The sequence below is a fragment of the Trinickia symbiotica genome (assembly GCF_002934455.1).
Lineage (GTDB): Bacteria > Pseudomonadota > Gammaproteobacteria > Burkholderiales > Burkholderiaceae > Trinickia > Trinickia symbiotica.
Genome location: NZ_PTIR01000008.1, coordinates 191066 through 213352, shown reverse-complemented (window position 1 = coordinate 213352; position 22287 = coordinate 191066). Strand labels below are relative to the sequence as shown.

At 62.6% G+C, this 22287-nt stretch carries 18 protein-coding genes; 6 read left to right on the top strand and 12 right to left on the bottom strand.

The features are described 5' to 3' along the window. Nucleotides 1-124 precede the first annotated feature (124 nt). Complete coding sequence (locus B0G57_RS14150) at nt 125-901, top strand: DeoR/GlpR family DNA-binding transcription regulator (RefSeq protein WP_018444033.1); 777 nt, start codon at nt 125-127, stop codon at nt 899-901. Here the strand turns inward: B0G57_RS14150 and B0G57_RS14145 are convergent. From B0G57_RS14145 to hmgA, 4 genes are all read right to left on the bottom strand, one after another. Beyond that, the gene (locus tag B0G57_RS14145; RefSeq protein ID WP_018444032.1) at nt 873-2987 is read right to left on the bottom strand and encodes a xanthine dehydrogenase family protein molybdopterin-binding subunit; all 2115 of its coding nucleotides are present in this window, start codon (nt 2985-2987) and stop codon (nt 873-875) included. The two genes, B0G57_RS14150 and B0G57_RS14145, sit on opposite strands and share 29 nt — an antisense overlap. Continuing rightward, nucleotides 2984-3991 carry an FAD binding domain-containing protein gene (locus tag B0G57_RS14140; protein ID WP_018444031.1) on the bottom strand — a complete coding sequence of 336 codons (1008 nt, stop codon included), beginning with the start codon at nt 3989-3991 and terminating at the stop codon, nt 2984-2986. Before B0G57_RS14140 ends, B0G57_RS14145 begins: the two co-directional genes overlap by 4 nt. Further along, entirely contained in the window at nt 3988-4500 is a 513-nt protein-coding gene (locus tag B0G57_RS14135) for a (2Fe-2S)-binding protein (protein ID WP_018444030.1), read from the bottom strand. Before B0G57_RS14135 ends, B0G57_RS14140 begins: the two co-directional genes overlap by 4 nt. A gap of 189 nt (nt 4501-4689) precedes the next feature. Then, nucleotides 4690-6024 (bottom strand): homogentisate 1,2-dioxygenase, encoded by a 1335-nt coding sequence (hmgA, locus tag B0G57_RS14130; protein ID WP_026230288.1) that lies wholly within the window; start codon nt 6022-6024, stop codon nt 4690-4692. Between the two features lie 243 nt (nt 6025-6267). On the opposite strand from hmgA, the gene B0G57_RS14125 reads away from it, so the two are divergent. Continuing rightward, nucleotides 6268-7935 (top strand): ATP-binding cassette domain-containing protein, encoded by a 1668-nt coding sequence (locus B0G57_RS14125; RefSeq protein WP_018444028.1) that lies wholly within the window; start codon nt 6268-6270, stop codon nt 7933-7935. Between the two features lie 79 nt (nt 7936-8014). Here B0G57_RS14125 and B0G57_RS14120 read toward each other — a convergent pair whose 3' ends face one another. The 7 genes from B0G57_RS14120 to B0G57_RS14090 form a co-directional block, all read right to left on the bottom strand. Continuing rightward, nucleotides 8015-9448 (bottom strand): virulence factor family protein, encoded by a 1434-nt coding sequence (locus B0G57_RS14120; protein ID WP_018444027.1) that lies wholly within the window; start codon nt 9446-9448, stop codon nt 8015-8017. A gap of 11 nt (nt 9449-9459) precedes the next feature. Beyond that, complete coding sequence (mprF, locus tag B0G57_RS14115; protein WP_018444026.1) at nt 9460-12048, bottom strand: bifunctional lysylphosphatidylglycerol flippase/synthetase MprF; 2589 nt, start codon at nt 12046-12048, stop codon at nt 9460-9462. A gap of 255 nt (nt 12049-12303) precedes the next feature. Then, a complete protein-coding gene (locus B0G57_RS14110) occupies nt 12304-12624 on the bottom strand; it encodes a hypothetical protein (RefSeq protein ID WP_035469779.1) in 321 nt (106 codons plus the stop codon). Between the two features lie 21 nt (nt 12625-12645). Next, nucleotides 12646-14004 (bottom strand): MFS transporter, encoded by a 1359-nt coding sequence (locus tag B0G57_RS14105; RefSeq protein WP_018444024.1) that lies wholly within the window; start codon nt 14002-14004, stop codon nt 12646-12648. A gap of 230 nt (nt 14005-14234) precedes the next feature. Next, nucleotides 14235-15182 (bottom strand): ABC transporter substrate-binding protein, encoded by a 948-nt coding sequence (locus B0G57_RS14100; RefSeq protein ID WP_018444023.1) that lies wholly within the window; start codon nt 15180-15182, stop codon nt 14235-14237. A 37-nt stretch (nt 15183-15219) separates the two neighbouring features. Next, nucleotides 15220-16251: an ABC transporter permease gene (locus B0G57_RS14095; protein WP_026230287.1), complete on the bottom strand. Its 1032-nt coding sequence runs from the start codon at nt 16249-16251 to the stop codon at nt 15220-15222. Continuing rightward, nucleotides 16244-17797: a sugar ABC transporter ATP-binding protein gene (locus B0G57_RS14090; protein ID WP_018444021.1), complete on the bottom strand. Its 1554-nt coding sequence runs from the start codon at nt 17795-17797 to the stop codon at nt 16244-16246. The genes B0G57_RS14095 and B0G57_RS14090 overlap by 8 nt, the downstream gene beginning before the upstream one ends. Nucleotides 17798-18095: 298 nt before the next feature. Between B0G57_RS14090 and B0G57_RS14085 the strand changes: the two genes are divergently transcribed. Next, nucleotides 18096-18797: a FadR/GntR family transcriptional regulator gene (locus B0G57_RS14085; protein ID WP_018444020.1), complete on the top strand. Its 702-nt coding sequence runs from the start codon at nt 18096-18098 to the stop codon at nt 18795-18797. A gap of 103 nt (nt 18798-18900) precedes the next feature. Here the strand turns inward: B0G57_RS14085 and B0G57_RS14080 are convergent, their stop codons facing one another. Continuing rightward, nucleotides 18901-19419: a class IV adenylate cyclase gene (locus B0G57_RS14080; RefSeq protein ID WP_026230286.1), complete on the bottom strand. Its 519-nt coding sequence runs from the start codon at nt 19417-19419 to the stop codon at nt 18901-18903. A 252-nt stretch (nt 19420-19671) separates the two neighbouring features. Here B0G57_RS14080 and B0G57_RS14075 point away from each other — a divergent pair, with 252 nt between their 5' ends. From B0G57_RS14075 to B0G57_RS14060, 3 genes are all read left to right on the top strand, one after another. Next, nucleotides 19672-20229 carry a carboxymuconolactone decarboxylase family protein gene (locus B0G57_RS14075; RefSeq protein WP_018444017.1) on the top strand — a complete coding sequence of 186 codons (558 nt, stop codon included), beginning with the start codon at nt 19672-19674 and terminating at the stop codon, nt 20227-20229. Nucleotides 20230-20271: 42 nt separating this feature from the next. Further along, a complete protein-coding gene (locus B0G57_RS14070) occupies nt 20272-21105 on the top strand; it encodes a helix-turn-helix domain-containing protein (RefSeq protein WP_018444016.1) in 834 nt (277 codons plus the stop codon). A gap of 527 nt (nt 21106-21632) precedes the next feature. Next, nucleotides 21633-22181, top strand: coding sequence for a hypothetical protein (locus tag B0G57_RS14060; protein WP_018444014.1), 549 nt, complete (start codon nt 21633-21635; stop codon nt 22179-22181). Nucleotides 22182-22287: the final 106 nt, after the last annotated feature.

Here is a 22287-nt window from a genome sequence, read left to right as displayed (position 1 = left end):
GCGCAGCGCCCTGACTTTCCAAAAAGAAAGTCGAGCTATAATCGATCGAAACCATGCGCAAGGTGGGCTTGCGAGGGCGGCCGGGGAACGAAGCAGCCCCACGAGCTAGATCGGAAACCAAGAGATGGACCAGAAGACCCGCTGGGAAAATATTTACGCGAGCGTGCGCGACATGAAGGCAGTCAAGCTGTCGGACCTCGCGCGAAGTTTCAACGTATCGATGCCGACGATCCGCAAGGATGTCGATGCCCTCGAGCGCGACGGACTCGTCGAGCGCGTGCATGGGCTCGTGCGTCTCAAGACGCTGTCGTACATGTTCGACGGCACGGGAATGAGCCATTTGCAGCCGACCGCCGCGAAAGTGTGGATCGGCGCGAAAGCGGCGACGCTCGTCGCCAACGGCGACTCGATGATTCTCGATTGCGGCGCGACGACGACGGAGATGGCAAAGAACCTGGTCGGCCGCCAGCACCTGCGCATCGTCACGAACGCGCTCAACATTGCGATGTTGCTGGGCAACGAGCCGTCGAACCGCGTGATGCTGACGGGCGGTCAATTCATGCCGGAGACGTTGGCCGTTTCCGGAGAAAAAGCATCGGCGTTCTTCGAAGGCATGTTCGTCGACAAGCTCTTCCTTGCGGCCGGCGGCGTCTCCAAGGAAGGCGGAATCTCGTATCCCGACTTTATCGACCTGCACGTGAAGAGCGGCATGATCGGCGCCGCGCGGCACGTCTATCTGCTCGCCGATTCCGAGAAGTTCGGCCGCCGCGAATTCGCGACGTTCGGCGCGATGGAGCGTGTGCACACGGTGGTGACCGATCGCGGGCTCGCGCCCGAATATCGCGAGTGGCTTCGCGGTCTCGGCATCGAAGTCATCTTTGCAGAGGCTCCAGGCGAATAGGCAGCTTCCTGACGCGCACGCCGATCGCGTCATAAACGGCCGCGGCGACGGCGGCATCGACGCCCGTGGCGCCGAGCTCGCCAATGCCGCGCGCGCCGATGGCGCTTGCATGCGAGTCGTATTCGTCGACAAAGTGAATTGTGATATCGGTTGGAATGTCCGCGTTGACCGGTATCACCACGTTCGAAAGATTCTTTGCAAGCCAGCCGCCGTGGTTCGGCTCCTGAGTGCTTCCCTCCATCGTCGCTTTGCCCCAGCCCCAGATGATCGCGCCCGTCATTTGGCTTCGAGCCGTCTTCGGATTGATGATTCGCCCCACCGAATAGGCGCCGACGGCGCGGCGCAGGCGCACGAGACCGAGATCGGGATCCACACCGACTTCGACGAAGATCGCCCCCCAGGTTCGCATGGCGTGGGGCGTATCCGCGCCGTCCGCGTTGAACGGCGCGCCGCCGGGCAAAGTGAAGTGACCCGATGCCGATAGCTCTTCGAGCCCGGCAGCGCGCAGGATCGCACCCGGATCGTCGCCCGCCCCCAGCGCCGCGAGCTTCGTCCTGATCTCACGGCATGCCAGCGCGACGGCGCTGCCCGTGCCGACCGTGGCGCTCGATCCATAAACCGGCCCGCCGGGATGCAGCCGCGTATCGCCCCATACGATCGAAACGCTCTCGACGGGCAAGCCGAGTTCGCTCGCGGCAATCTGGCAAAACACGGTCTGCGTGCCGGTGCCGATGTCGTGCGTATTGGCTTCGATGATCGCGGAACCGTCTGCCTTCAATCGAACAAGCGCGCCGCCAGGGAAACGATAGTTGCCCATCGAGCAGGTGGCCATGCCATGGCCGATACGCCACGGGCCCTCCTCGCGCGGCCGTTGATGGCGCGTACGCCAACCGTAGAGGCGCGCCCCGGCGTCGTACGCTTCGCGCAGCTTCTTCGATGACCACGGTTTGCCCGTCAGCGGATCGACTTCGGCATAGTTCTTGAGCCGAACATCGAGAGGGTCCATGCCGAGTTGCTCCGCCAGCTCGTTCATCGCGCTTTCGAGCGCCCAGAGACCCGGCCCTTCGACAGGCGCCCGCATGGGCGTCGGGACATTGATGTGAATGCGCTTGATGAGCTGTCTTGTACGAATGGCGGGGCAAGCATAAAGCGACTTGCTGCCTTCGCTCGACGGTTCGACATGCGTATCGGCGATGGCCGTCGAGTTGACGATCTCATGATCGATGGCGGTCAACGCGCCATCGTCGCGCGCGCCGAGACTCACGTGCTGGAGCATCCAAGGCTGATAGCCGACGCACGCATATTGGTCTTGGCGGCGCAAGTGCAGCTTCACGGGCCGACCGGCGATACGCGCGCAGGCCGCGGCCAGGATCTGATGCGGCCAGACGTATCCCTTGGAGCCAAAGCCGCCGCCCGTGTGCGGCGCGATGACGCGGATATCGGCGGCATCGATCCCCAACGCCGCCGCCACGACCGGCGGTACATTCGCGCCGGCCTGCACCGCATCCCAGAGCGTCAGCTTACCGTCCTCGAATTGAGCGACCGTCCCGGAAGTTTCCATTGCATTGTGGTGCCGGTCAGGCTGTTCGTACGATTGCCTCACCACGAACTTCGACTCCGCGAGACTTCTGTCGACATGGCCCATGTCGAGGTCTTCGCCGAGCATACGCGGCGAGGGTGCCGCTTCGTTCTTGCCCGCGCCAAGACCGATCGGCGGTTGCGGCGCGCATCGGACTTTGACCGCGGCTCGCGCTTCGTCGGCGGCGTCGATCGATTCCGCCAGCACGATCGCAACGGGCTCGCCCTGAAAGCGAATCTCGTCGTGTTGCATCGGCATGCTGAGGACGGCCGCCGGCGGGCCGATTTCGCCAAAGCGCGGCATGTCTTTCGCCGTGAGGACCCGCACGACGCCAGGAACGGCAAGCGCGGCATCCACGTCGATGCCGGCAACCCGGCCGGCGGCGATCGGGGCGCCGACGATCACTGCGTGCAGCGTGCCCTTCGGCGTGTGATCGGCGGCGTATTTCGCTCGCCCCGTGACTTTGGCGATGCCTTCGACGCGCGATACGGGAGCTCCGATGCTCATGATCTACCTGTAGCCGTGAGAATGGCCCGGACCGCGGCGTTGCGCGCGAGCTTCACCTTGAAGCCGTTTTCCGCCAGTGGCCGTGCATCTTTCATTGCCGCGTCGATCGCACTGGCGAGCGTCTTTGCGTCGAGCGATTGACCGACGAGCGCGGTCTCGGCGGCGGGAAGCCGCCACGGGCGTTGCGCCACGCTGCCCAATGCGATCGAGACGCGCTCGATGACGTCGCCGGTCATCTTGATCACGGCCGCCGCGGACACGAGCGCATATTCGTAACTGGCTCTTTCGCGTACCTTGACGTAGGCGGAGCGACTGCCAGCATGGAGCGGGATCCGAAACGCGACGATCATTTCGTCGTCGGCGAGACGCGTCTCATGGCGTGCCGCGTCCCCGAGGGCCGCCGCCTCCGCCTGGGTAAGATGGAACTCGGTCATGGCCAACGAGCGCGAGCCGTTCGCGCCGGCGATCTCCACTTGCGCATCGAGGCAGGCAAGGGCTACGGCCGGATCCGACGGTTGAACGGCCACGCACTCGTCAGTCCATCCGAAAATGGCCTGACGATCGTTGACGCCGTTGCGGGCGGCGCACCCTGTGTTCGGCTCGCGCTTGTTGCACGGCCATGGCAGCGGTGTTTCGGCGCGAAAATAGGCGCAGCGCGTTTTCTGCAACACGTTTCCGCCCAGCGTGGCCCGGTTGCGCACTTGCGGTGACGCCGCCTGAAGGCAGGCGTGCGCGAGTGTATTGGCATGAGTCGCGACCAGCGGATGCTCGCCGATCGCATTGAGGTTCGCGAGGGCGCCGATGACCAGATGATCGGATTCGATCGCAATGGTGTCGAGATCTCGGATGCCACCAATGTCGACGAGTTGCGGCGGCGCCGCTATCCCGAGCCGCACCCAGTTCAGCAGTTCCGTTCCGCCCGCGATGATGGCCGCATGCTTCGCGGCGATCGTCGCGAGGCAATCCTCGACGGTTGCACTTCGCTCGTAGCCGAAGTCGTTCATTCGGGGTTCTCCATGCGTCTGGCTGCATCGAGAACGGCGGCCGTAATCTGGGGATAGCACGAGCAGCGGCAGAGGTTACCGCTCATCCATTCGCGCACTGTGGCTTCATCGACGGCATGCCCCTCGGCGATACAGGCAACAGCCGAAACGATCTGCCCCGGCGTGCAGTAACCGCACTGAAAGGCGTCGTGATCGATGAACGCTTCCTGCACGGGATGCAGACGGCCGTCCGGGCCGGCGATGCCTTCGACAGTCGTTACATCGGCGCCTTCGCACTGCACGACGAGCGTTAGACAGCTATTCATGCGCTTGCCGTCGATCAGCACCGTACACGTCCCGCACGCGCCTTCGTTACAGCCTTTCTTCGTGCCGGTGAGACCCGCTTCTTCTCGTAGCCAGTCGAGCAGCGTGACGCGCGGGTGGACCGTCGCGGTGTACGGCTGCTTGTTGACGCGCAGCGTGACAGTGTCACGCTGCCTCGATTGCGCACCCGTGGAATGATCGGCCATTGGCTGCCTCGCTTCGAAGGAGAGCAACGGCTCGAAGTATAGGAGACAAAAGCGCGAGGGGAAGGAGCGCGCCGATCATGTCGGGGAACTGGCGATTTTCGACTGACGAATCGAAGTCACAAGCGAGTCCGATCTCGCTATTGCGAGTCGCGTCCAGCGCGAGCGTCGCGCGTCAGTCGGAAATCGTGCTCATCGTTGGTCCGGATCGAAATGCTTCTTGATGCCCTGCCAGCATTCGAAGTAGTTCGCCTGCAACTGCGCGGTATCGAGCGCAAAGCGCGTCGGCCGGATCAGCGTGCGTGTCTCGAACATGAACGCCATCGTGTCGGCGACCTTTTGCGGCTTCGTCGTATCGCTTGCTGATGCCTTCTCGTACGTGTCAGCGTCCGGGCCGTGGCCCGACATGCAGTTGTGCAGGCTCGCGCCGCCGGGCATGAAGCCTTCGGCCTTCGCATCGTAAACGCCGTGAACGAGGCCCATGAATTCGCTCGCGACATTGCGGTGGAACCAGGGCGGCCGGAATGTATTCTCTGCCGCGAGCCAGCGAGGCGGGAAGATTACGAAGTCGATGGTGTCGACACCCGGCGTATCGCTTTGCGCCTGCAATACGAGAAAGATCGACGGGTCGGGATGATCGTAGCTGATCGAGCCGATCGTATTGAAAAGACGCAAGTCGTACTTGTACGGCGCATAGTTGCCGTGCCAGGCGACCACGTCGAGCGGGGAGTGATCGATATCGGCACGCCAGAGCAGGCCATTCAGCTTCGCGACGAGTTCGAAGTCACCCTCGCGATCCTCGTAGGCCGCGTGCGGCGTGAGAAAGTCGCGCGGGTTGGCGAGACCGTTAGAGCCGATCGGGCCGAGGTCGGGCAGCCGCAGCAGCGCGCCGAAGTTCTCACAGATGTAGCCGCGCGCCTTACCGTCCGGCAACTCGACTGTGAAGCGCACGCCGCGCGGAATCACCGCGATCTCGAACGGTTCGACGTCGAGGCGGCCCAGCTCGGTTGCGATATGAAGGCGTCCCGATTGCGGGACGATCAATAGCTCCCCATCAGCGCTGTAGACGAAGCGGTCGCCCATCGAGCGGTTCGCCGCGTAGAGGTGGATTGCGCAGCCGTTCATCGCGGCGGCCGAGCCGTTGCCCGCCATCGTGACCCAGCCTTCGACGAAGTCGGTCGGCTCGACCGGCATCGGCAACGGATCCCAACGCAATTGGTTCGGCGGCGTCGGCGGCACATCCACCGAATCCACAAAGTTCGACACGAGCCGCTGCGGGCCCTCGAATCGCTCGAACGGGCGGTGCACCGCGGCCGGACGGATCCGGTAGAGCCACGAGCGGCGGTTGTGAGCGCGAGGCGCGGTGAACGCGGTGCCGGACAGCTGCTCCGTGTAAAGGCCATACGGCGCGCGTTGCGGTGAGTTGCGACCCTGCGGCAACGCGCATGGCAGCGCTTCGGTCGCGAACTCGTTGGCGAAGCCGCTCTGGTAGCCGGCCGTCGACGGTTTGGACAGGTCGAGCGTCATCTCTGGCTCCTCCGCGCTGATTGACGAGGTGTACAACTCGCAAATCATACGTGATTGTTCGCTACCCTTGGCCTGCCCTCCCCCGGTCGGACTCTCTGTCATCGATGTAGCGGACATCCGAGCCTCCCCTCGGGGTAATTCCGTCCGATTTTCGCAGCGAATCATCTCTTCCTACTGCGGCGATTTTATTGTCGCCAGCCCTGTGCAGATCGCGCAGGCAAAGATCGTCTTGAAGAAAAGGCCATGTCGCTGATCGCCAACATCCGTCTGTTGAGGAGCGTCATCCCGCCCAACACCGTCCGAGTTGGCTTTTATGTGGCGGTTTGCGCTACGACCGCAAGCGTGTTTCTCGCGTTTCAGCCCTTCGTCTTGGCGCGCGCAACCGTTGCCGTGATGCACGGGAGCGGGCTGACGCCAGTCCTCGGCGCTTACGTAAGCATTGGCTTGGCCAGCGGCATATGCTCGGCCACTGCGAACTATTTTGCATTGCGCTCGCGCGAGAGAATCGGTGGGGATGTCGCGTTTGCGACACTGGCCGCGCTGCTCCGCCCAGACCGGTCATTCTGGCGCTATTCCATCAGCGATTTGATGCATGCCTTCGACAAAGGCCGAGACGCTGCTCATGCAATCGTCTCTGACTTATTCATCGATGTTGGGCCTTATCTAGCGGGCCTCCTGGTTGCCGTTTTGTTCGTCGCAGCGCAGGTGAGCTGGCCCGCTGCAATCATCATTTTCTCGACGGCATTCATCTTTATCGCTTGGAATCTTCATGAAGTGCGCAACGAATATGCACTGGGCAAATCCTTCGACGAGGCGCAACGCGGCATTCTAGCGAACATCGCAACGGCGCACGAACTGGGCGAAGTAGTGCGCAGCTACGGGACGGAGACCTTTCTGACCAGCCAGTTGCGCAACCAGCTCGAGGACTTCGACGGCCAGGTCCGTCGACACGCCCGCCACTATTTCGCCAAGCATGTCCGGCTCGAAATCGTTCATTGGCTCGGCCTCGTTGCGACGATTGCCGTCTATCTATCCGGGCTTGGTACAAGCACACCGGCTGAAGGCGCTGAGAGAGTAGGAGGACTGGTAGCGCTGATACTCGCCTATTTCCAACTGATCGCGCCGATCGTCAATCTCTCGCGTTCGGCGGAGCGCCTTACGCGCTCGTCGGCAAGCATGGAGGTTGCGGCGAATGTTCTCCGGGATGCTCATGGCGAGCGACCACCGGCTGCACCTTCCCGCGTGCCGGTAAAAACCTTCGAATTTCACGGCGTCATAACGATGAACGGCGATCGACCCCTTGGTGAGCCGCGATCGGCGGCATGGCAACGAGGCGACGTCGTGGTATTTCAAGGACCGAGCGGCATTGGAAAGTCAACGCTGGCCCGCACCCTGGCAGGGCTCGTTCCCGCGGCAAAGGGTACCGTGATTGTGGACGGCAAACGTTATCCCCTGCCGATGAGTAGTCGGGAACTACGTCGGCACACGCTCTATGTGCCGCAAGTCGACTATGTTTTCGCCGGGACGGTCGCCGACAACATACGTTTAGGCGATTCCGCGATCTCGGACGAAGCGATCGACGATGCCGCCCGGCGGTTGGGCATATCGGAGATGCTGGCGGCGCGAGGACTTACGCTGTCGGCCCGCATCAACGACAGGGGCGCGGACTGGTCAGGCGGCGAGCGGCGCCGAATCGCGCTCGCGCGGGCATTCGTTCGCGAGGCTGGTGTGCTGATTCTCGATGAACCGACCACAAACCTTGATCGGGGTTCGGCAAAATCGATTGTTGCCGCGTTCCGCGAACGGTTTAATCACTCGATACTGGTCATCATCTCTCACGATGACGTCGCGGAACCAACCGACAAGCTACTGTCGTGGCGAGATGCAAGGTCCGTGCAGGCTACCGATTGAAAACCGCAAAGGGATCCTCTGATCGCCGAGCATAACCAGAGGTTCGGCGCTCAGACGCAAGCCGCGCACGGACGCAGGTCTACGGAGTAGATCCCGTATGGACAACAACAGCATTCTCGCCGCGGATTCTCTTCTCCCACCCCGCGAGGATCTGATCTTCCATCACACCGTATCCGCGGCCGAAGTGATGCCCGCCCGGCGTGCGCACCACCTCGCGCGTAGGAGCTAGGGCCGGACACAACGTATCGTCCTCGTCTTCCCCATAGAAGCATTGGATCACGCCGGCAGGCATGCGATCGACCTCGGGTCTGGCCGGCAACGCCTTAGCGCTCGCCGGCAAACCGAGCCACCCGGTCACGCGGACCTGGAAGTCAGCCGCGTTGGCGAATCCGAGCAGCGAAACGATGGCAATCCTGTCTCGCAACGAAGCCGGCAGTCTGTTGTACGCGAACGGCATCACATCCGCGCCGAACGAGTAACCGATCAACGCGAACGAGTCCGCATGCCAGCGCGCGCCATAGACACGCAGAACGCGGCTCAGGTCGCGGCTGACCTGCTCCGGCGTCTTCTCGCTCCAGAAATACCGCAAGCTGTCCCAACCGATGACCGATACCCCGTCCTTCTGAAACTCCTCGCCGATCGTCTTGTCGAGATCGCGCCAGCCGCCATCGCCCGACATGATGATGGCGACCATCCCTTTAGGGTGAGCAGCGGGCAGTTCGATCAGCGGCAAGTCCGAAACGTCCTGCTCGCCACCCGTCTGCGACAGCAGATGCGGCCCGATCAACGCAACGAGCTGGTCTGCCCGAGTCGTCGTCCCGCGGAACACCCGCGGCCGTTTCGCCAAAAGCGGAGCCATCAGACTCGTGACGTTCTTGCCGTAGTGAAAGCCCGGCGAATCGGCCCCTTCCTTCACCGCTGAACGTTCCGCCTGTTGCGACGCCTTGATTGCAGTCTGCGTCGTCACACCTGTCTCGACGAAACCCGGCAATACACTCCCCCGGCTTACCGTCGGATCGGGCGCACAAGGTTCGAAACGCTTATCGAGCGTTCCCTCGGCATCGAGCGCTACGGCGCCGGCGATCGTATTCGCGGGCGCCTGAGCCAGAACGTGCAAGGCAAGCGTCCCACCTTGCCCCGCCCCGACGACGATCGGCGCGAAATACCGGCTCGACTTCAACTGGCGCTCGAGCTGATGACTGATCGCCTCGGCGTCCCCGTCGAGGTGCCGGCACGCTTGCCCGGTGGCGGCAAGATTCGCGGCGTAATGCCCCGTGTCGACCCCAACCGTCAATACGCCTTCATGCGCCAATGCGCGAGCCGCCTGCGCGTCGGCAGGGCTCCAGCCCTTGCCCGCCGAAAAGAGAATGACGAAGCCGCCCATTTCGCCTTCGGGCCATGCGACGGTGACGTCGCCATATCGTCCCCCCGAGACTTGTGACTCAGCCGCATAGGTCGGGCCGCACACGGCGAGGCCCGCAAGCACGGCGAGCCATCGGAATTTCTGCAACATGGAACGAATGGTCACGAACGGCGCCCCCCCGCCAGAATAGAAAGATCGACCAGTGCGACGACCGCCCCCGCCCAACCGGACACCGCGAGGTAGCGCGGCTCCCAGCACGGCTGAAACTTGCCTTTGAACGCACGCAGCCCCTGGAAGTTATAGAAGCGCCCGCCGAAGCGCCAGACCATCGCGCCGATCCGATGGAGCGGCGAGCCGAGCGGTGCCGGCTGCACGCCGGAAAACGGCGCGACGCCGAGGCTCAGAGAACGATAGCCACGGCGTTTCAGATGCATGGCCAGCTGCACGAACAGATAATCCATGACATAAGGCGAGGCTTCCGGAAGATGACGCATCACCCCGACTGTCGCTTCAACATTCAGGTCGGTCGTCATGAACGTCGTGAACGCTACCGGCGCCCCGTTCTGGCGGACGAGCAGCACCGATTGCGCCGCCAGATAGGGCTCGCTGAACGCGGCCACTGAGAAACTCTTCTCGCGTCGGCTTTCGAGCCATCCGTCGGAGATGGCCCGCAATACATCGACATGCTCGGCGACATGGCCGGCATCGATGACCTCCACCGTGCAGCCGTCGCGCTCGGCGCGCCGCGTCGCGTAGCGCAAGCCCGCGCGCTGGGGCCCGTCGAGATCGAAACCGTCGAGCGTCAGCCGCGCCTCCTCGCCGAGCTTCATCAGCGTGAGGCCAGAATCCAGATAGAGCGGCAGCGAGTCGGCGCGTACCTGGTAGAAGGCTGCCCGGCCACCGTGTTTCACCGCCAGATCGACGAACTTGCCGATGAGTTCCGCCCATTCGCGGCGCGGCCCGACCGGATCGTGCAGCGCAGCCCAGGTACGCCCATGTTTGGCATACATGAGGAACGACTCGCGTGAATCGGAAAACAGGAAGCTCTTGTCACCCATCATGGCGAGCCCGGCGTCGCTGCGCTCCTGAGCCCGAATGATCCGCATCGCATCGCCGAGATCCGCCGAGCTCGGACGAACGAAGCGTCCCGCTGCCGGCCGCATCAGGTGCCAAAGCGCGAACGCGGTCGCAAAGAGGCCGGAAGCCAGCATGGCTCGTAACGAGCGCGACGCACGCTCGTCGAACGCGAAGTGCCACCAGAGCTGGTTATCGTAGGGCACGTTGCGATAAGCGAAGAACATCACCCATGCCGCACAGATGAGCACGATCGCCACCGAGACGAACCAGCCCGCGGTGAAACGCTCGGCGAAAAGCGCGGCATGCAAGTTGAAGCGGCGACGTGTCGATATGAGCAGCAGAAGCAACGAAGCCAGCACCCCAGCTTCGATGAATGCCAAGCCCTTGATGACGGATAGAACCAAAGAAGCCGACGTCAGCGCTACGGTCATCCACCACGCGGCGTCCAACCGGCGCAGCAAGCCGCGTGCGACGAAGAGCAGCAGCACGCCCAGCATACCGCTCACGAGTTGAGAGCTCTCGAGCGCCCAGAGCGGAACGACGTCGCGGAGGACGGCGAGCCGTCGGGCAAACGCGGGCGTGGCGGCCGACACGATCAGCATCGACCCAACGACGAATGTGATCAGGCAAAGAAAGAGCGGCGCGGATTCCGCGAGGCCAGCCACGCGCCGCAACGGCAACCGGTCGCGCAGCGCTCGGCCCTCGAAGCCCGCGAGCAAGCCTGCCGACAGCATCAGCGGCAAGCCGAAATAGACGACGCGATAAGCAAGGAGACCGGCAACCAGGGATGGCGCCGTCACGTCCCCGCGCAACGCGAAGACCATCGCCGACTCGAATACGCCGACGCCGCCCGGCGTATGGCCCGCGATACCGAGCAAGAGCGATGCGGAATAAACGGCGAGAAACGTGACGAAGCTCACGTTCCCATGAGGAAGGAAGCACCAGAGCGCAGCCCCTGCTCCGGCGATGTCGACGACACCGAATGCGAGCTGGGCGAGCCAATCCGCCCTCGCGGGAACGTCGATGGTGAACCGTTGCCAGCGGGTGCGTATCGTTTTCGTGCGAGCACCGCAGCAACCGATGATGAGGGCCGACGCGACGAGCAGAAGCGCACTGCCCGAACGCAGGATGTCAGGCGAAACACGCAGCATGGCCGCCAGCGGGGCCGCATCCCATAGCGCACCGATCGCGCTGACGAGCACCAACGCGAAGGCCAATGAAACGCTCGTGAAAACAGTGAGGCGTCCGACCTGCGAAGGGGTAACGCCTGCCGCGCCGTAGACGCGGCAACGCACGGCGCCGCCCGTCAACGCGCCGAAGCCGGCGACATTGCCGAGGGCCGAAGCAGCCGTTGCGCCGATCAGCAGCAGCGTGCGCGGCACTTTTGCGTCGACATGACGCAGTCCGACCGCATCGCGTGCGACGAGCGCGCCAAAGCTCAACGCGGTGACGCCTAGGGCAGCGATCCAGCTAGCGGAATCGAAGTTGAAAAGCTGCCGGCATATCGAGTGATAGTTGATATCGCGCGAGATGTGCTGTAGCGCGAGCAGCAGCAGTACGCAGATGCCAAGTGCGAACGCGGGCGACACCAGACGCTTGTAGTCGACGCGCCTCCAAGTACTGCGCAAGGCGGCAACGACCCTCGCGCAGCGATCCTCCTGACTTCTCTGCATGTCTCGAGCAGTTGGCCACGCGCGCGAACCGCCCGGCCCACGACGGCACCGGCGCCAATCGTCGACTCATGAGGAGAGCGGTCACACCCGCGAATCAACCGATATAGCAAATTGTGACATTTCATTAACGTTACAAAGCCGAATCGGTTGACACGAAATTCTGGCCAACGTAGCGATGGGTTGATCAGGCACCGACGGTGAGCGAATCGAGCGCCGCTCGCTGCGGCTAGCGGCGCTCGCCTTTGCGAATCGTTCTTATTTGACGGCCGAGTCCACGCACTTCTTGACGAAAGAGTTCTTGGCCGCGCCCGTGAGCGGCTTGCCGTTCGAGCCAACCGCGTTTGCTTCGCATTGCTTGGCGGCGGCCGTCCTCATGCACTTCTTCATGAAAGAGTTCTTCGCCGCGCCGGTAAGCGGTTTCCCGTCCTTGCCCACCGCCTGCGTGTCGCAGTTGGCAGCACCCGTTCCAGGCGCCATCGAAGCGCCGCCCGACAACGCCTGCGTTTGTCCGTACGCAATACCGGTGAGCGCGGCGAGCAGACTCACCGTTGCCGCGGCAATCAATCGCTTGAACATGGCCATCCCTCCCTGATGAGCTCAGTGACCGAGCGATTCCATCTTACTCGGTGACGCCTCGAACGCATGGGGCCGCGCCATCTGTTTGATCAACAAAGCAATGCAGGCGACGAGACCCGCGATCGCAATCGTCGTGAAGACGCCCGCAAACGAAAAATGCCGACGCGTCAGCTCAGCAACGAGGAACGAGCCCGCAATGCCGCCGAAGCGGCCGACGCCGAGCATCCATGCCACCCCTGTGCCCCGCCCCGACGTCGGGTAGAACGCGGCGGCCAGCGCCGGCATAGACGACTGCGCTGTATTCATCAGCACGCCCGCGACGAATACGGCGAGCACCAGCATGCCGACATTGCCGACCGCCTGCCCGATCCAATAGACGCTGACCGCGGTGAGCGCATAGCTTACGGCGATGACTCGGTTCGCGTTGAACCGGTCCATCAGCGCGCCGCAGACCACCGCACCCACTCCGCCGAGCGGGAACAGCGCCGAAATCAACGTTGCGGTCTTCGCGTTCAGTCCGGCATCTTTCAACAGGATCGGCATCCAGTTGATCGACGCGTAGAAAATCACGAGGCCCATGAAATAGGCGACCCACAGCATGACGGAGCCGACGAGATACGAGCGCGATAGGACGACGCTGATTCCTTTGCCGTTCGCTTGCGGCGCGGTCTCGGTCATCGTGAACGAGCCGGCGTTCATCGCGTCGTTCGAGATGCGCGCGAGCGCCGCGCGAATTCTCTCGACCGGATGCCCATTCGCGACCATGAAGCGCACTGACTCGGGCATCTTGACGATCAGCGCGATACCGAGCAGCAACGGCGTGACACCGCCGAGCATGAGCACGCTGCGCCAGCCGAAATTGGGAATCAGCCACGCGGCGAGAAAGCCGCCCAGCGCCGCGCCGAGCGGGAAGCCGCAAAACATTAGATTGATCACTGTCGAGCGGCGGCGGTTAGGACAAAACTCCCCCATCATCGTGACCGCGTTCGGCATCGCCGCGCCGAGACCGACACCGGTGACGAAGCGCAGCGCGGTCAATTGGCCGATGCTCGACGAGAATGCCGACGCCAGGCAGGCGATGCCGAACAGAAAGACCGACGTGAGCAAAACGGCGCGTCGCCCAACGCGATCGGACAGCGGCCCCGAGGTGAGCGCGCCGCAAGCGAGCCCGAACAACGCCGCGCTCAGCACGGGAGCGAGGTCGGGCTTGGTCAAATGCCATTCGGTCAGCACCGATGGAGCAATGAAGCCGATCGATGCCGTGTCGAAGCCGTCCAGCAAGACGATCACGAAGCACATGCAGAAGATCAGCCATTGAAAACCGCCGAATGGCCTCTCGTCGATGAACGTCTGGATGTTGACGACCGGTTTCCCGTTCATGGGGTGTCTCCTCCTGTTGATCGCTGTAGTTCTGATAGTTTCCGCCGCTCATGGTACGCCACGAACGGCGGATCTATGTCTGTCTCGGCCAGCGGCTACGCCGCTGCCAGCGATTGTCGGAGGTCACCCAATATACGGCAATGCGATTCTACGGATAATCTTTATGTGTTACGGCGATAGTGGTCCGAGCCCAGGAAGAGCCGTTGTTACATCCACGTCTCGCCGCAGCATCAGTAGAGAACGTTCTTCGCTTCGGACGAATCGAGGTTCTGCTTATCGACGACAACGACACCCGTATCGACCATCTTCGGCACCGACTTGTGCTCAATGACGCTCACCACCGTCTGGATGCCCTTGTAGCCCATCTGGTACGAACCCTGCACGGCAATCGCCTGAATCGTTCCGTCACGCACGAAGCTTTGCAGGTCCTGGTTACCGTCGAAGCCGATCGCGACGATCTTGCCTCCCTTGCCCGTTTGCTTCAGCGCGCGCCCCATCCCCACAGCGGTAGGCTCGTTCGCGCCGAAGATCCCTTTCAGGTCGGGATTCGCCGAAAGCGTATCGGTCGTCTGATTGAGCGCGGTCGCCATTTGCGACTGCGAATAGAAAGGCCCGACGACCTGCAGCTTCGAGTGCGCGGCGATGTACTCGCGGAAGCCACCCACGCGGCCGATCTCGGATCCCGCGCCCGGCACATAGGACATGATCGCGATCTTGCCCGTCTGCCCGACCCGGTCGATCATCGCCTTCGCGCACAGTTCGCCCGCCTTTTTGTTGTCCGTCGACAGGAACGACTGGTAATACTGCTTGCCCGAATCTGAGAGCATCGAGTCGATCAGCACGACCGGGATATGCGCTTCCCATGCCTTTTTCACAGCGGGTACCAACGCATCGGGATCGGACGGTGCGAGCACGATGCCGGCGACATGCCGATTGACCGCGTTCTCGACCATATTGACTTCATCGGCAATGTCCGATTCGGCGGCCGGACCCTGAAAAGTCATCGTGTAGCCCTTCTCTTTCTCGAGCGCTGCCGTCGCGCCCTTCTGCACGTTCTGCCAGTAATTCGAATTGACCGTCTTGACGATCACGGCGATCTCGCCGCCCGCCGCCTGCGCGCCCGTGTTGAACAACGTCAGCAGCAATGCCGATACCGCCAGCATGGAAAACTTCTTCATGTCTCACTCCTGTGGTTTTGGTTGCACTTCTTCTGACTTACGACCTGCGGTTCCTGAGCTGATCGATCCAAACGGTGCCGAGAATCACGAGGCCGATGATGATCTGCTGGATGAAGCTCGATACGCCGTTCATGTTGAGCCCGTTGCGCAGCACACCGATCACGAATGCGCCGATGGCGGTGCCGGAAATCGTGCCGACGCCGCCCATCAACGACGTTCCGCCGATCACCGCGCTTGCTATCGCATCGAGCTCGTACATCACGCCTTCGTTCGGCTGTCCCGTAACGAGCCGCGACATCAGCACGCAACCGGTCACGCCCGCGAGCACGCCGGACAGCACGTAGGTGAAGAGCGTCACGCCTCGCACGTTGACGCCGGAGAGTCGGGCCGCTTCCGCGTTCGAGCCCGTCGCGTAGATGTGGCGACCGAGGGCCGTGCGCGCGAGCAATACGGCCGCGACGATGAAAAGCACGATCATGATCACGACGGGATAGGGGATTCCCGGAAACGTCGTATCGGGAAATCCGTCGGCCCCGAGGTGCGAGACCCGGAAAAGCGCACCGTTGCCGAGCGCGCCGAACGCGTCACCCAGATCCGATACCGGACGCGCCCCGGTGATCTGCAATGCGATGCCGCGCGCAACGAGCATCATGCCGAGCGTCGCGATGAACGGGGGCAGGCCCATGCGCGTCACGCAGATGCCGTTGACTAGCCCACAGAGGCCACCTACGAGGACACCGCCGCACATTGCCAGCGGAACCGGGGTCCCCGCCTTCACCAATAGTGCCGCGACGACGCCGGCCAGCGCGAGGACGGAGCCCACCGACAGATCGATGCCCCCGGTGATGATCACGCAGGTGGCGGCGACGCCCAGGTAGGCAATGGAGGTCACCTGCAGGCAGACCGTCATCAGATTTCCGACGGAGAAGAACGCCTGGCTCGTCACCGAGAACACGATCACGAGCAGGACCAGGCTACCGAGCGCGGCAAACTTCTGAATGAGGTCGCGGCGCCGTTGACGCGCCGTTTTCTCGACGGCTTCGCTGCGATTCGATGTCATTTCAAGCATGGGCCCGCCCCGACGCATAGTGCATGATCTCCTCCTGACTGGTGTACTTCGTTTCGAGTACCGCGGCGACGCGACCTTCGTGGAATACGGCGATCCGGTCGGTCATCCCGAGTATTTCCGGTAGCTCGGAGCTGATCAGAATCACCCCGACGCCGTCCGCGGCGAGCCGGTCCATCAACCCGTAGATGGCGAATTTGGCGCCGACATCGATGCCGCGAGTCGGTTCGTCGAAGAAGAGGATCTTCGTGCCGCGATAGAGCCACTTGCTGACGACGACCTTCTGCTGATTGCCGCCGGACAGGTTGCGTGCGATTTGGTTGACCGACGGCGTGCGAATGCCGAGCTCTCGGGTGTAGCGCTCCGCGACCGCGACTTCCTCGGAAAACCGCAGAAACCCGGCGCGCGACGAAATCGCGCGAACATTGGCGAGCGTGACGTTCGGCGCAACGGGCATCGCGAGTGCCAGCCCGTCTTTCTTGCGGTCCTCGGACAAGTACGCGATACCGTGGCGGATCGCCTCGCGCGGCGAGCGGATCGCGACATCCTTGCCGGCGAGCTCGATCGTGCCGGCGTCGAGCCGGTCCGCGCCGAAGATGGCCCGGGCAACCTCGGTCCGCCCTGCTCCCATCAGGCCCGCGAAACCGAGGATTTCGCCCTTGCGCAACTCGAACGACACGGGGCCGAACGTGCCGGCGCGCCGCAATCCTTGCGCGCGCAGCATGATCTCGTCGGTCGGCACCGATTGTCTCGGCGGATACACATCGTCGAGCGAGCGCCCCACCATTCGCGCGATGATCTCGCTGACCGTCGTCGATGCGAAGTCGTCCGTCGCGATGTAGCGGCCGTCCCGCAGTACCGTGACGCGATCCACGATTTCGGCCATCTCGTCGAGACGATGAGAGATATAGAGAATCGCGACGCCTTCGGCGCGCAGTTCCTTGATGATGCGAAAGAGCTGGGCCGTCTCGGACTCGGTCAGCGACGAAGTCGGCTCGTCCATGATCAGCACTTCCGCGCTGAATGTGAGCGCTTTCGCGATTTCGACCATCTGCTGCTGGGCGATCGACAAGGCGCCGACGAGCGTCGTGGGGGCGACGGTCAGACCGATTCGAGCCAGCGCGCGCTGCGCATCGGCATTGAGCCTGCGGTAATCGACGAATGGCCCGCGCTTCGGCTCGCGAGCAAGAAAAAGATTCTCGGCGACCGAAAGGTGTGGAACGAGATTGAGTTCCTGGTGAATGATCGCGATTCCGGCCGCCTGCGCTTCGGAGGAAGAGGCGAAGCGAACCGGCTCGCCGCGATAGACGATGCTGCCTTCATCCGCTTGATATTGGCCGCTGATGATCTTCATCAGCGTGGACTTGCCCGCGCCGTTTTCACCGCAGATGGCGTGGACCTCGCCGCGCCGCAGGTCGAGGTGGATGCCATCGAGCGCGACCACGCCCGGGAAGCGCTTGCCGACGCCCTGCAAGCGCAGGATTTCACTCCCTGAAAGCTTGTCGGGTCCGTCGTGTTTCTGGTCGGACAGACCGTGCGGCATCGTCATTCCGTCTCCTGGTCCCAGGCTGAGGTTCGGCTGGAGCCGGCGCTTTCGCACCTGGTCCAATCCCTCAGCGGTTAGCGGCCGACCTTGGCGCGATGCACTGGTCAGTCCAATTGCGAAGATTAAAGCAGCAACCCGTCGATTTGGTCAAGCCGATATATATTTCATCGAACTGTCCTGACCAAGACGGGTAAACCCCTGTTAGTCGCGGAGAGCCGCTTCCGATAAGGGATTCGAGCCGCTGTGCTAGACTCTTTCCGCACTCCTCCGCACTGCTCGCCAACCGAGTACGATCTGCAAAATGAAGATGACAGAGCCAAAGCGGCTTTACCAATCCGTTGCCGCTCAAATCCTCGCCCTGATTCGCCAGGGTGAGCTTCCGGTCGGGGAACGGCTGCCGCCGGAACGTGAGCTTGCACAGAGGCTGGGGGTGTCGCGGCCGTCGCTACGCGAGGCGCTGGTCGCGCTCGAGATCGGCGGTCAAATCGAAATCCGCATGAGCTCAGGTGTCTACGTGCTGGACGGAGGCGCGAGAGACGAAGGGGTGATGGGTGCGCTCGGCGACAGTCCATCGGAGCTGATGCAGGCGCGCGCCGCGATCGAGGGAAGCGTCGTCGTACTTGCCACCGCGCATATGACCGCGGCCACGCTCGAGCGTCTGCGCCGCACGATCGAGCGGATGCGCCGGCTGGCCAACGCGGGCAAATCGCCGATCGAAGCGGATCGGCAGTTTCATATGCTTATCGCGGAATGCGCCGGCAACTTAGTGCTGAGCCGATTCGTGGCGGAGCTTTTCGACAGTCGTCACGACCCGCTCGCGGTCGCCATCCGCGGACATGCCGAGAGCGCACAAACGTGGACCGCGGCGGCGGACGAGCACGAGAGGATCTTGAAGGCGTTGCAATCGGGTGATCCTATCGCCGCGCAGACGATGATGCGCGCACACCTGAGTGCGTCGGAAGAGCGATGGATCAGCGGGGTGCTGAAATCGGCGGATGGCTGAGAAGCCGGGTACCGTCCCCGGGGCCCCGAGAGGAAGTCTCCGTGGGAGCCCTCCCTCCTGGGCAGTGTCTCGTGGCCACCGCACCTTCGGGCCGGGCGCTCGTCTAGCCGGTGATCTGCTTCAATAGGTCGAGGTATGCGCCATCGATGAGCTGGCTGTCTTCGATCTCGAGTTGCTCCATCAACGAAGCCGCTTCCCGATTGCCGTCATCGGTCGATTCACCCTCCCCCAAAACGACTTCGAGCTCCATGAATTCACCGAGCCCTTCCACTTTATCGAGGTGGACGCGGGTGCGACCGACCCTATACAGCAGTCGCTGCTTCGTGACTCGACCGATCACTCCATAGGCAAGCGCCAAGGCTTCGCGTAGCGAATCGGGTGAACTTGTCGCGGAAAGGACGTAGAACGACTCCTTTGGCCCACGTTGGTCGGGGCGCTTGTAGAAAATCAATTGCCCCGTGCCGTCGTCGAACTGGCGCAGCTTGAGGCGCCCGTTGGCGCAGTGGAAGAAAGTGTCGTCCTGATTGATCACCGCCGGCTTTTCAGTCGCCATCGGTGCGACTCTGCGAGCAAGATCGGCAACGCTTTCGATGCGAGCCTTGATTTCTACGTTCCTAGCCATTGTTGCAGTCCAATTTCGTGCGATCGCCCGCCCTAATGTGACGAGCGGCTGTTTGGGTAGAGCAACACGAGGCTGCGCGAGAGAGACTCCCGCTTGACAGCCTCGGATCGCGTTGCCGCGATCGGCCAGTACTTTACCGACTTTGCCGGCAAGTTCTGATTACATGCGATGTAATTGGCGAACGGAACGGCCGCTTCTACTCTTCGGCTGTCGCGCCGCCATTCCGGCAGCGCTCGCGGCCAAGGAGATACCATGTCCCGCTATCCCGTGCATACGATCGAATCCGCTCCTGCGCAATCCAAGCCAGTGCTCAATCAACTGCAACAGGCGTTCGGCCAGATCCCGAACATCGCGGCCAAGATGGCTGAATCGCCCGTGCTGATCAACGGTTTCATCGGCCTCTTCGAGCGCGTGCACGCGAGCAGTCTGACGGAACCGCAGATCCAAACGCTGTTGCTGACGAATGCCGTCACGAACGCCAGCGAGTGGCCGGTCGCGTTTCACACCGCGCTCGCGTTGAAGGAGGGCGTGCATCGCACCGATGTGGATGCGATCCGGCACGGCCTGTTGCCTGATGATGCCAAACTGGCTGCGCTGTCGGCGTTGGCACGCACGCTGATAGAAAAGCGCGGCCGCCTCGCCGAATCGAACCAGAGGCGCTTTCTTGAAGCGGGATTCAGTGCAGAGCAGATACTAGAGGTCATCGCGGTGGTGGCGGCATCGACGATCACGAACTTCACGAGCGGCGTAACCGAGCCACCGCTCGAAGCGCAGTTCGAGGAGTTCGCCTGGCATGCGCCTGCATCCTGAGGCGTCTTTCTTTACTCCGCTTAGATCACGCACGGAAATCCGATGAACGCCTCCCGTTTCGATCTCGAAGCGCCGCCAAGCGAACTCGGTGACTTGCTGCGCTACTGGCGCGACGTGCGTGGCGTGAGTCAACTCGATCTGTCGCTCGAGGCTGGCATTTCCCAGCGCCAGATCAGCTTCATCGAAAGTGGGCGCAGCGTGCCTGGCCGGGACACGCTGCTAGCACTCGCGCAGGCGCTTGATGTGCCGCTGCGCGAACGCAACGACCTACTCCTCGCCGCCGGCTACGCGCCCGTGTATTCAGCGGCGCCTTGGAACGCAGAGGACATGCATGGCGTGATCCGCGCGCTCGAGCGCGTCCTTCGACAGCATGAGCCGTTTCCGGCGATCGTGATGGATCGATACTGGAACGTTCTGATGACCAACGACGCGGCGCAGCGCTTTTTCGGCTGTTTCGTCGACATGGCCTGGCGCGAAGGTCCGCGCAACATGCTGCATCTGGTCTTCGATCCGAAGGGACTGCGTCCGTTCGTGGCCGACTGGGAAACGGTGTCGCGAAGCTTGCTGCAGCGCGTCCATCGAGAGTCGGTCGGTCACATGATCGACGACGGCACTCGACGTCTGCTCGACGAACTGCTTGCCTATCCCGACGTGCCGCGCGACTGGAAGACGCATCGTGGATCGCCCGCCGCGTCCATGACGCCCGTCATTCCGGTGAGCTTCGTCAGTGAGGGAGTCGTGCTTCGATATTTCTCGATGGTCACGACCGTTGGCGCACCCCAGAACGTTGCGGCACAGGAACTGCGCATGGAATGCATGTTCCCCGCCGATGAGGAAACCGAAGTGCGTCATAGGCAGTTGCTCGCACGATCTTGAAGAGGTCGGCGAGCAGCCTGTCGGCTGTGCGCACCTCGAGGGATGGCGCGTTGCGTGGCGGCTATTTTTTGCGCGAAGATGCAGCACCTTACGACATAAAGTCGTTTATTTTTAATGGCATAAAGACATCGGCAGGGAGACTTGGCGATTCTTGTGGCGGCTATTTTGGCGCGTCGACGTCGACCTGACCGCACGCAACGAAACAACCGCGTTCGCCCTTCGGCGCTTCGTGGCCGCTTCAATGCCCCGCCGCGAACGCGATTGCGGGCGACTAAGCGATGATCCGCTGGAGGAAGGCCACACCGGCCGCCACCAAGCCGCACGAATTCCGCTTCCGTTGGTCCGGTTTTGCGTCGAATAGCACGCGTCCTGCCCTCCCACCATAAGAATCATCGATGCTCCACCGCAATAGCGTTGCATTCGCCTCTTTCAACGTATCGATGGAACGATCGTTTTCCTTGTGTCGTTGATCTGCGCGTGCAATGGGAGCCAGGCCTTCCAACTTCTCTATTTACCGTGAACCAACTATGAGCGATCACATCACCTGGGTAGTCGACTTGGACGCAAGCCTTCAAGAAGCACCAATCTTTGCGCAGCGAGGCCTTGAATGGCTCATCCAACAGTCCATCGTTCAGCCGTTTCCTGACGTCGAGCGCTTGCTGGGCGACCTGGATCTCTATCGCCCCGGACCGAAAGCAGCAGCATGGTCAGAGCTGGTCGCCAGCGATTTGCTGCACTGCGGCCTCGAAATATCGGTGGACCGGACGGTGTTCCATACAGGAGACTCAGGCGCAGAGGGAATACGCTGCCCCCACTGCGGCGTAGCGCACTCGCTAGAGAGCGTACCGTGGGACGAAGCGGTGGACCGATGGTGCGCAAGCCAGTCCGATGACACGCTGACGTGCCCCGCGTGCGTTCGTGCGGCCAGCATCGTCGACTGGACTTTCTTCGAACTCGATTGGGGGTTCGGCAATCTCGGCTTCGGATTTAATAATTGGGTGATTGAGCCGCGCCTTGCGGAGGAACTCGGCAAAGTACTCGGCCATCGCATCAAGGTCGTACACCAACACATCTAGCCGTAGCGAGACGGGACGTCGAGCGCCTGGCAACTGTCGATGGCGTGTAGGCGCTAACCCCGACGATGCGCGTCGGGTCGTCCGCGGCGCGGCGCGGTATACGGTC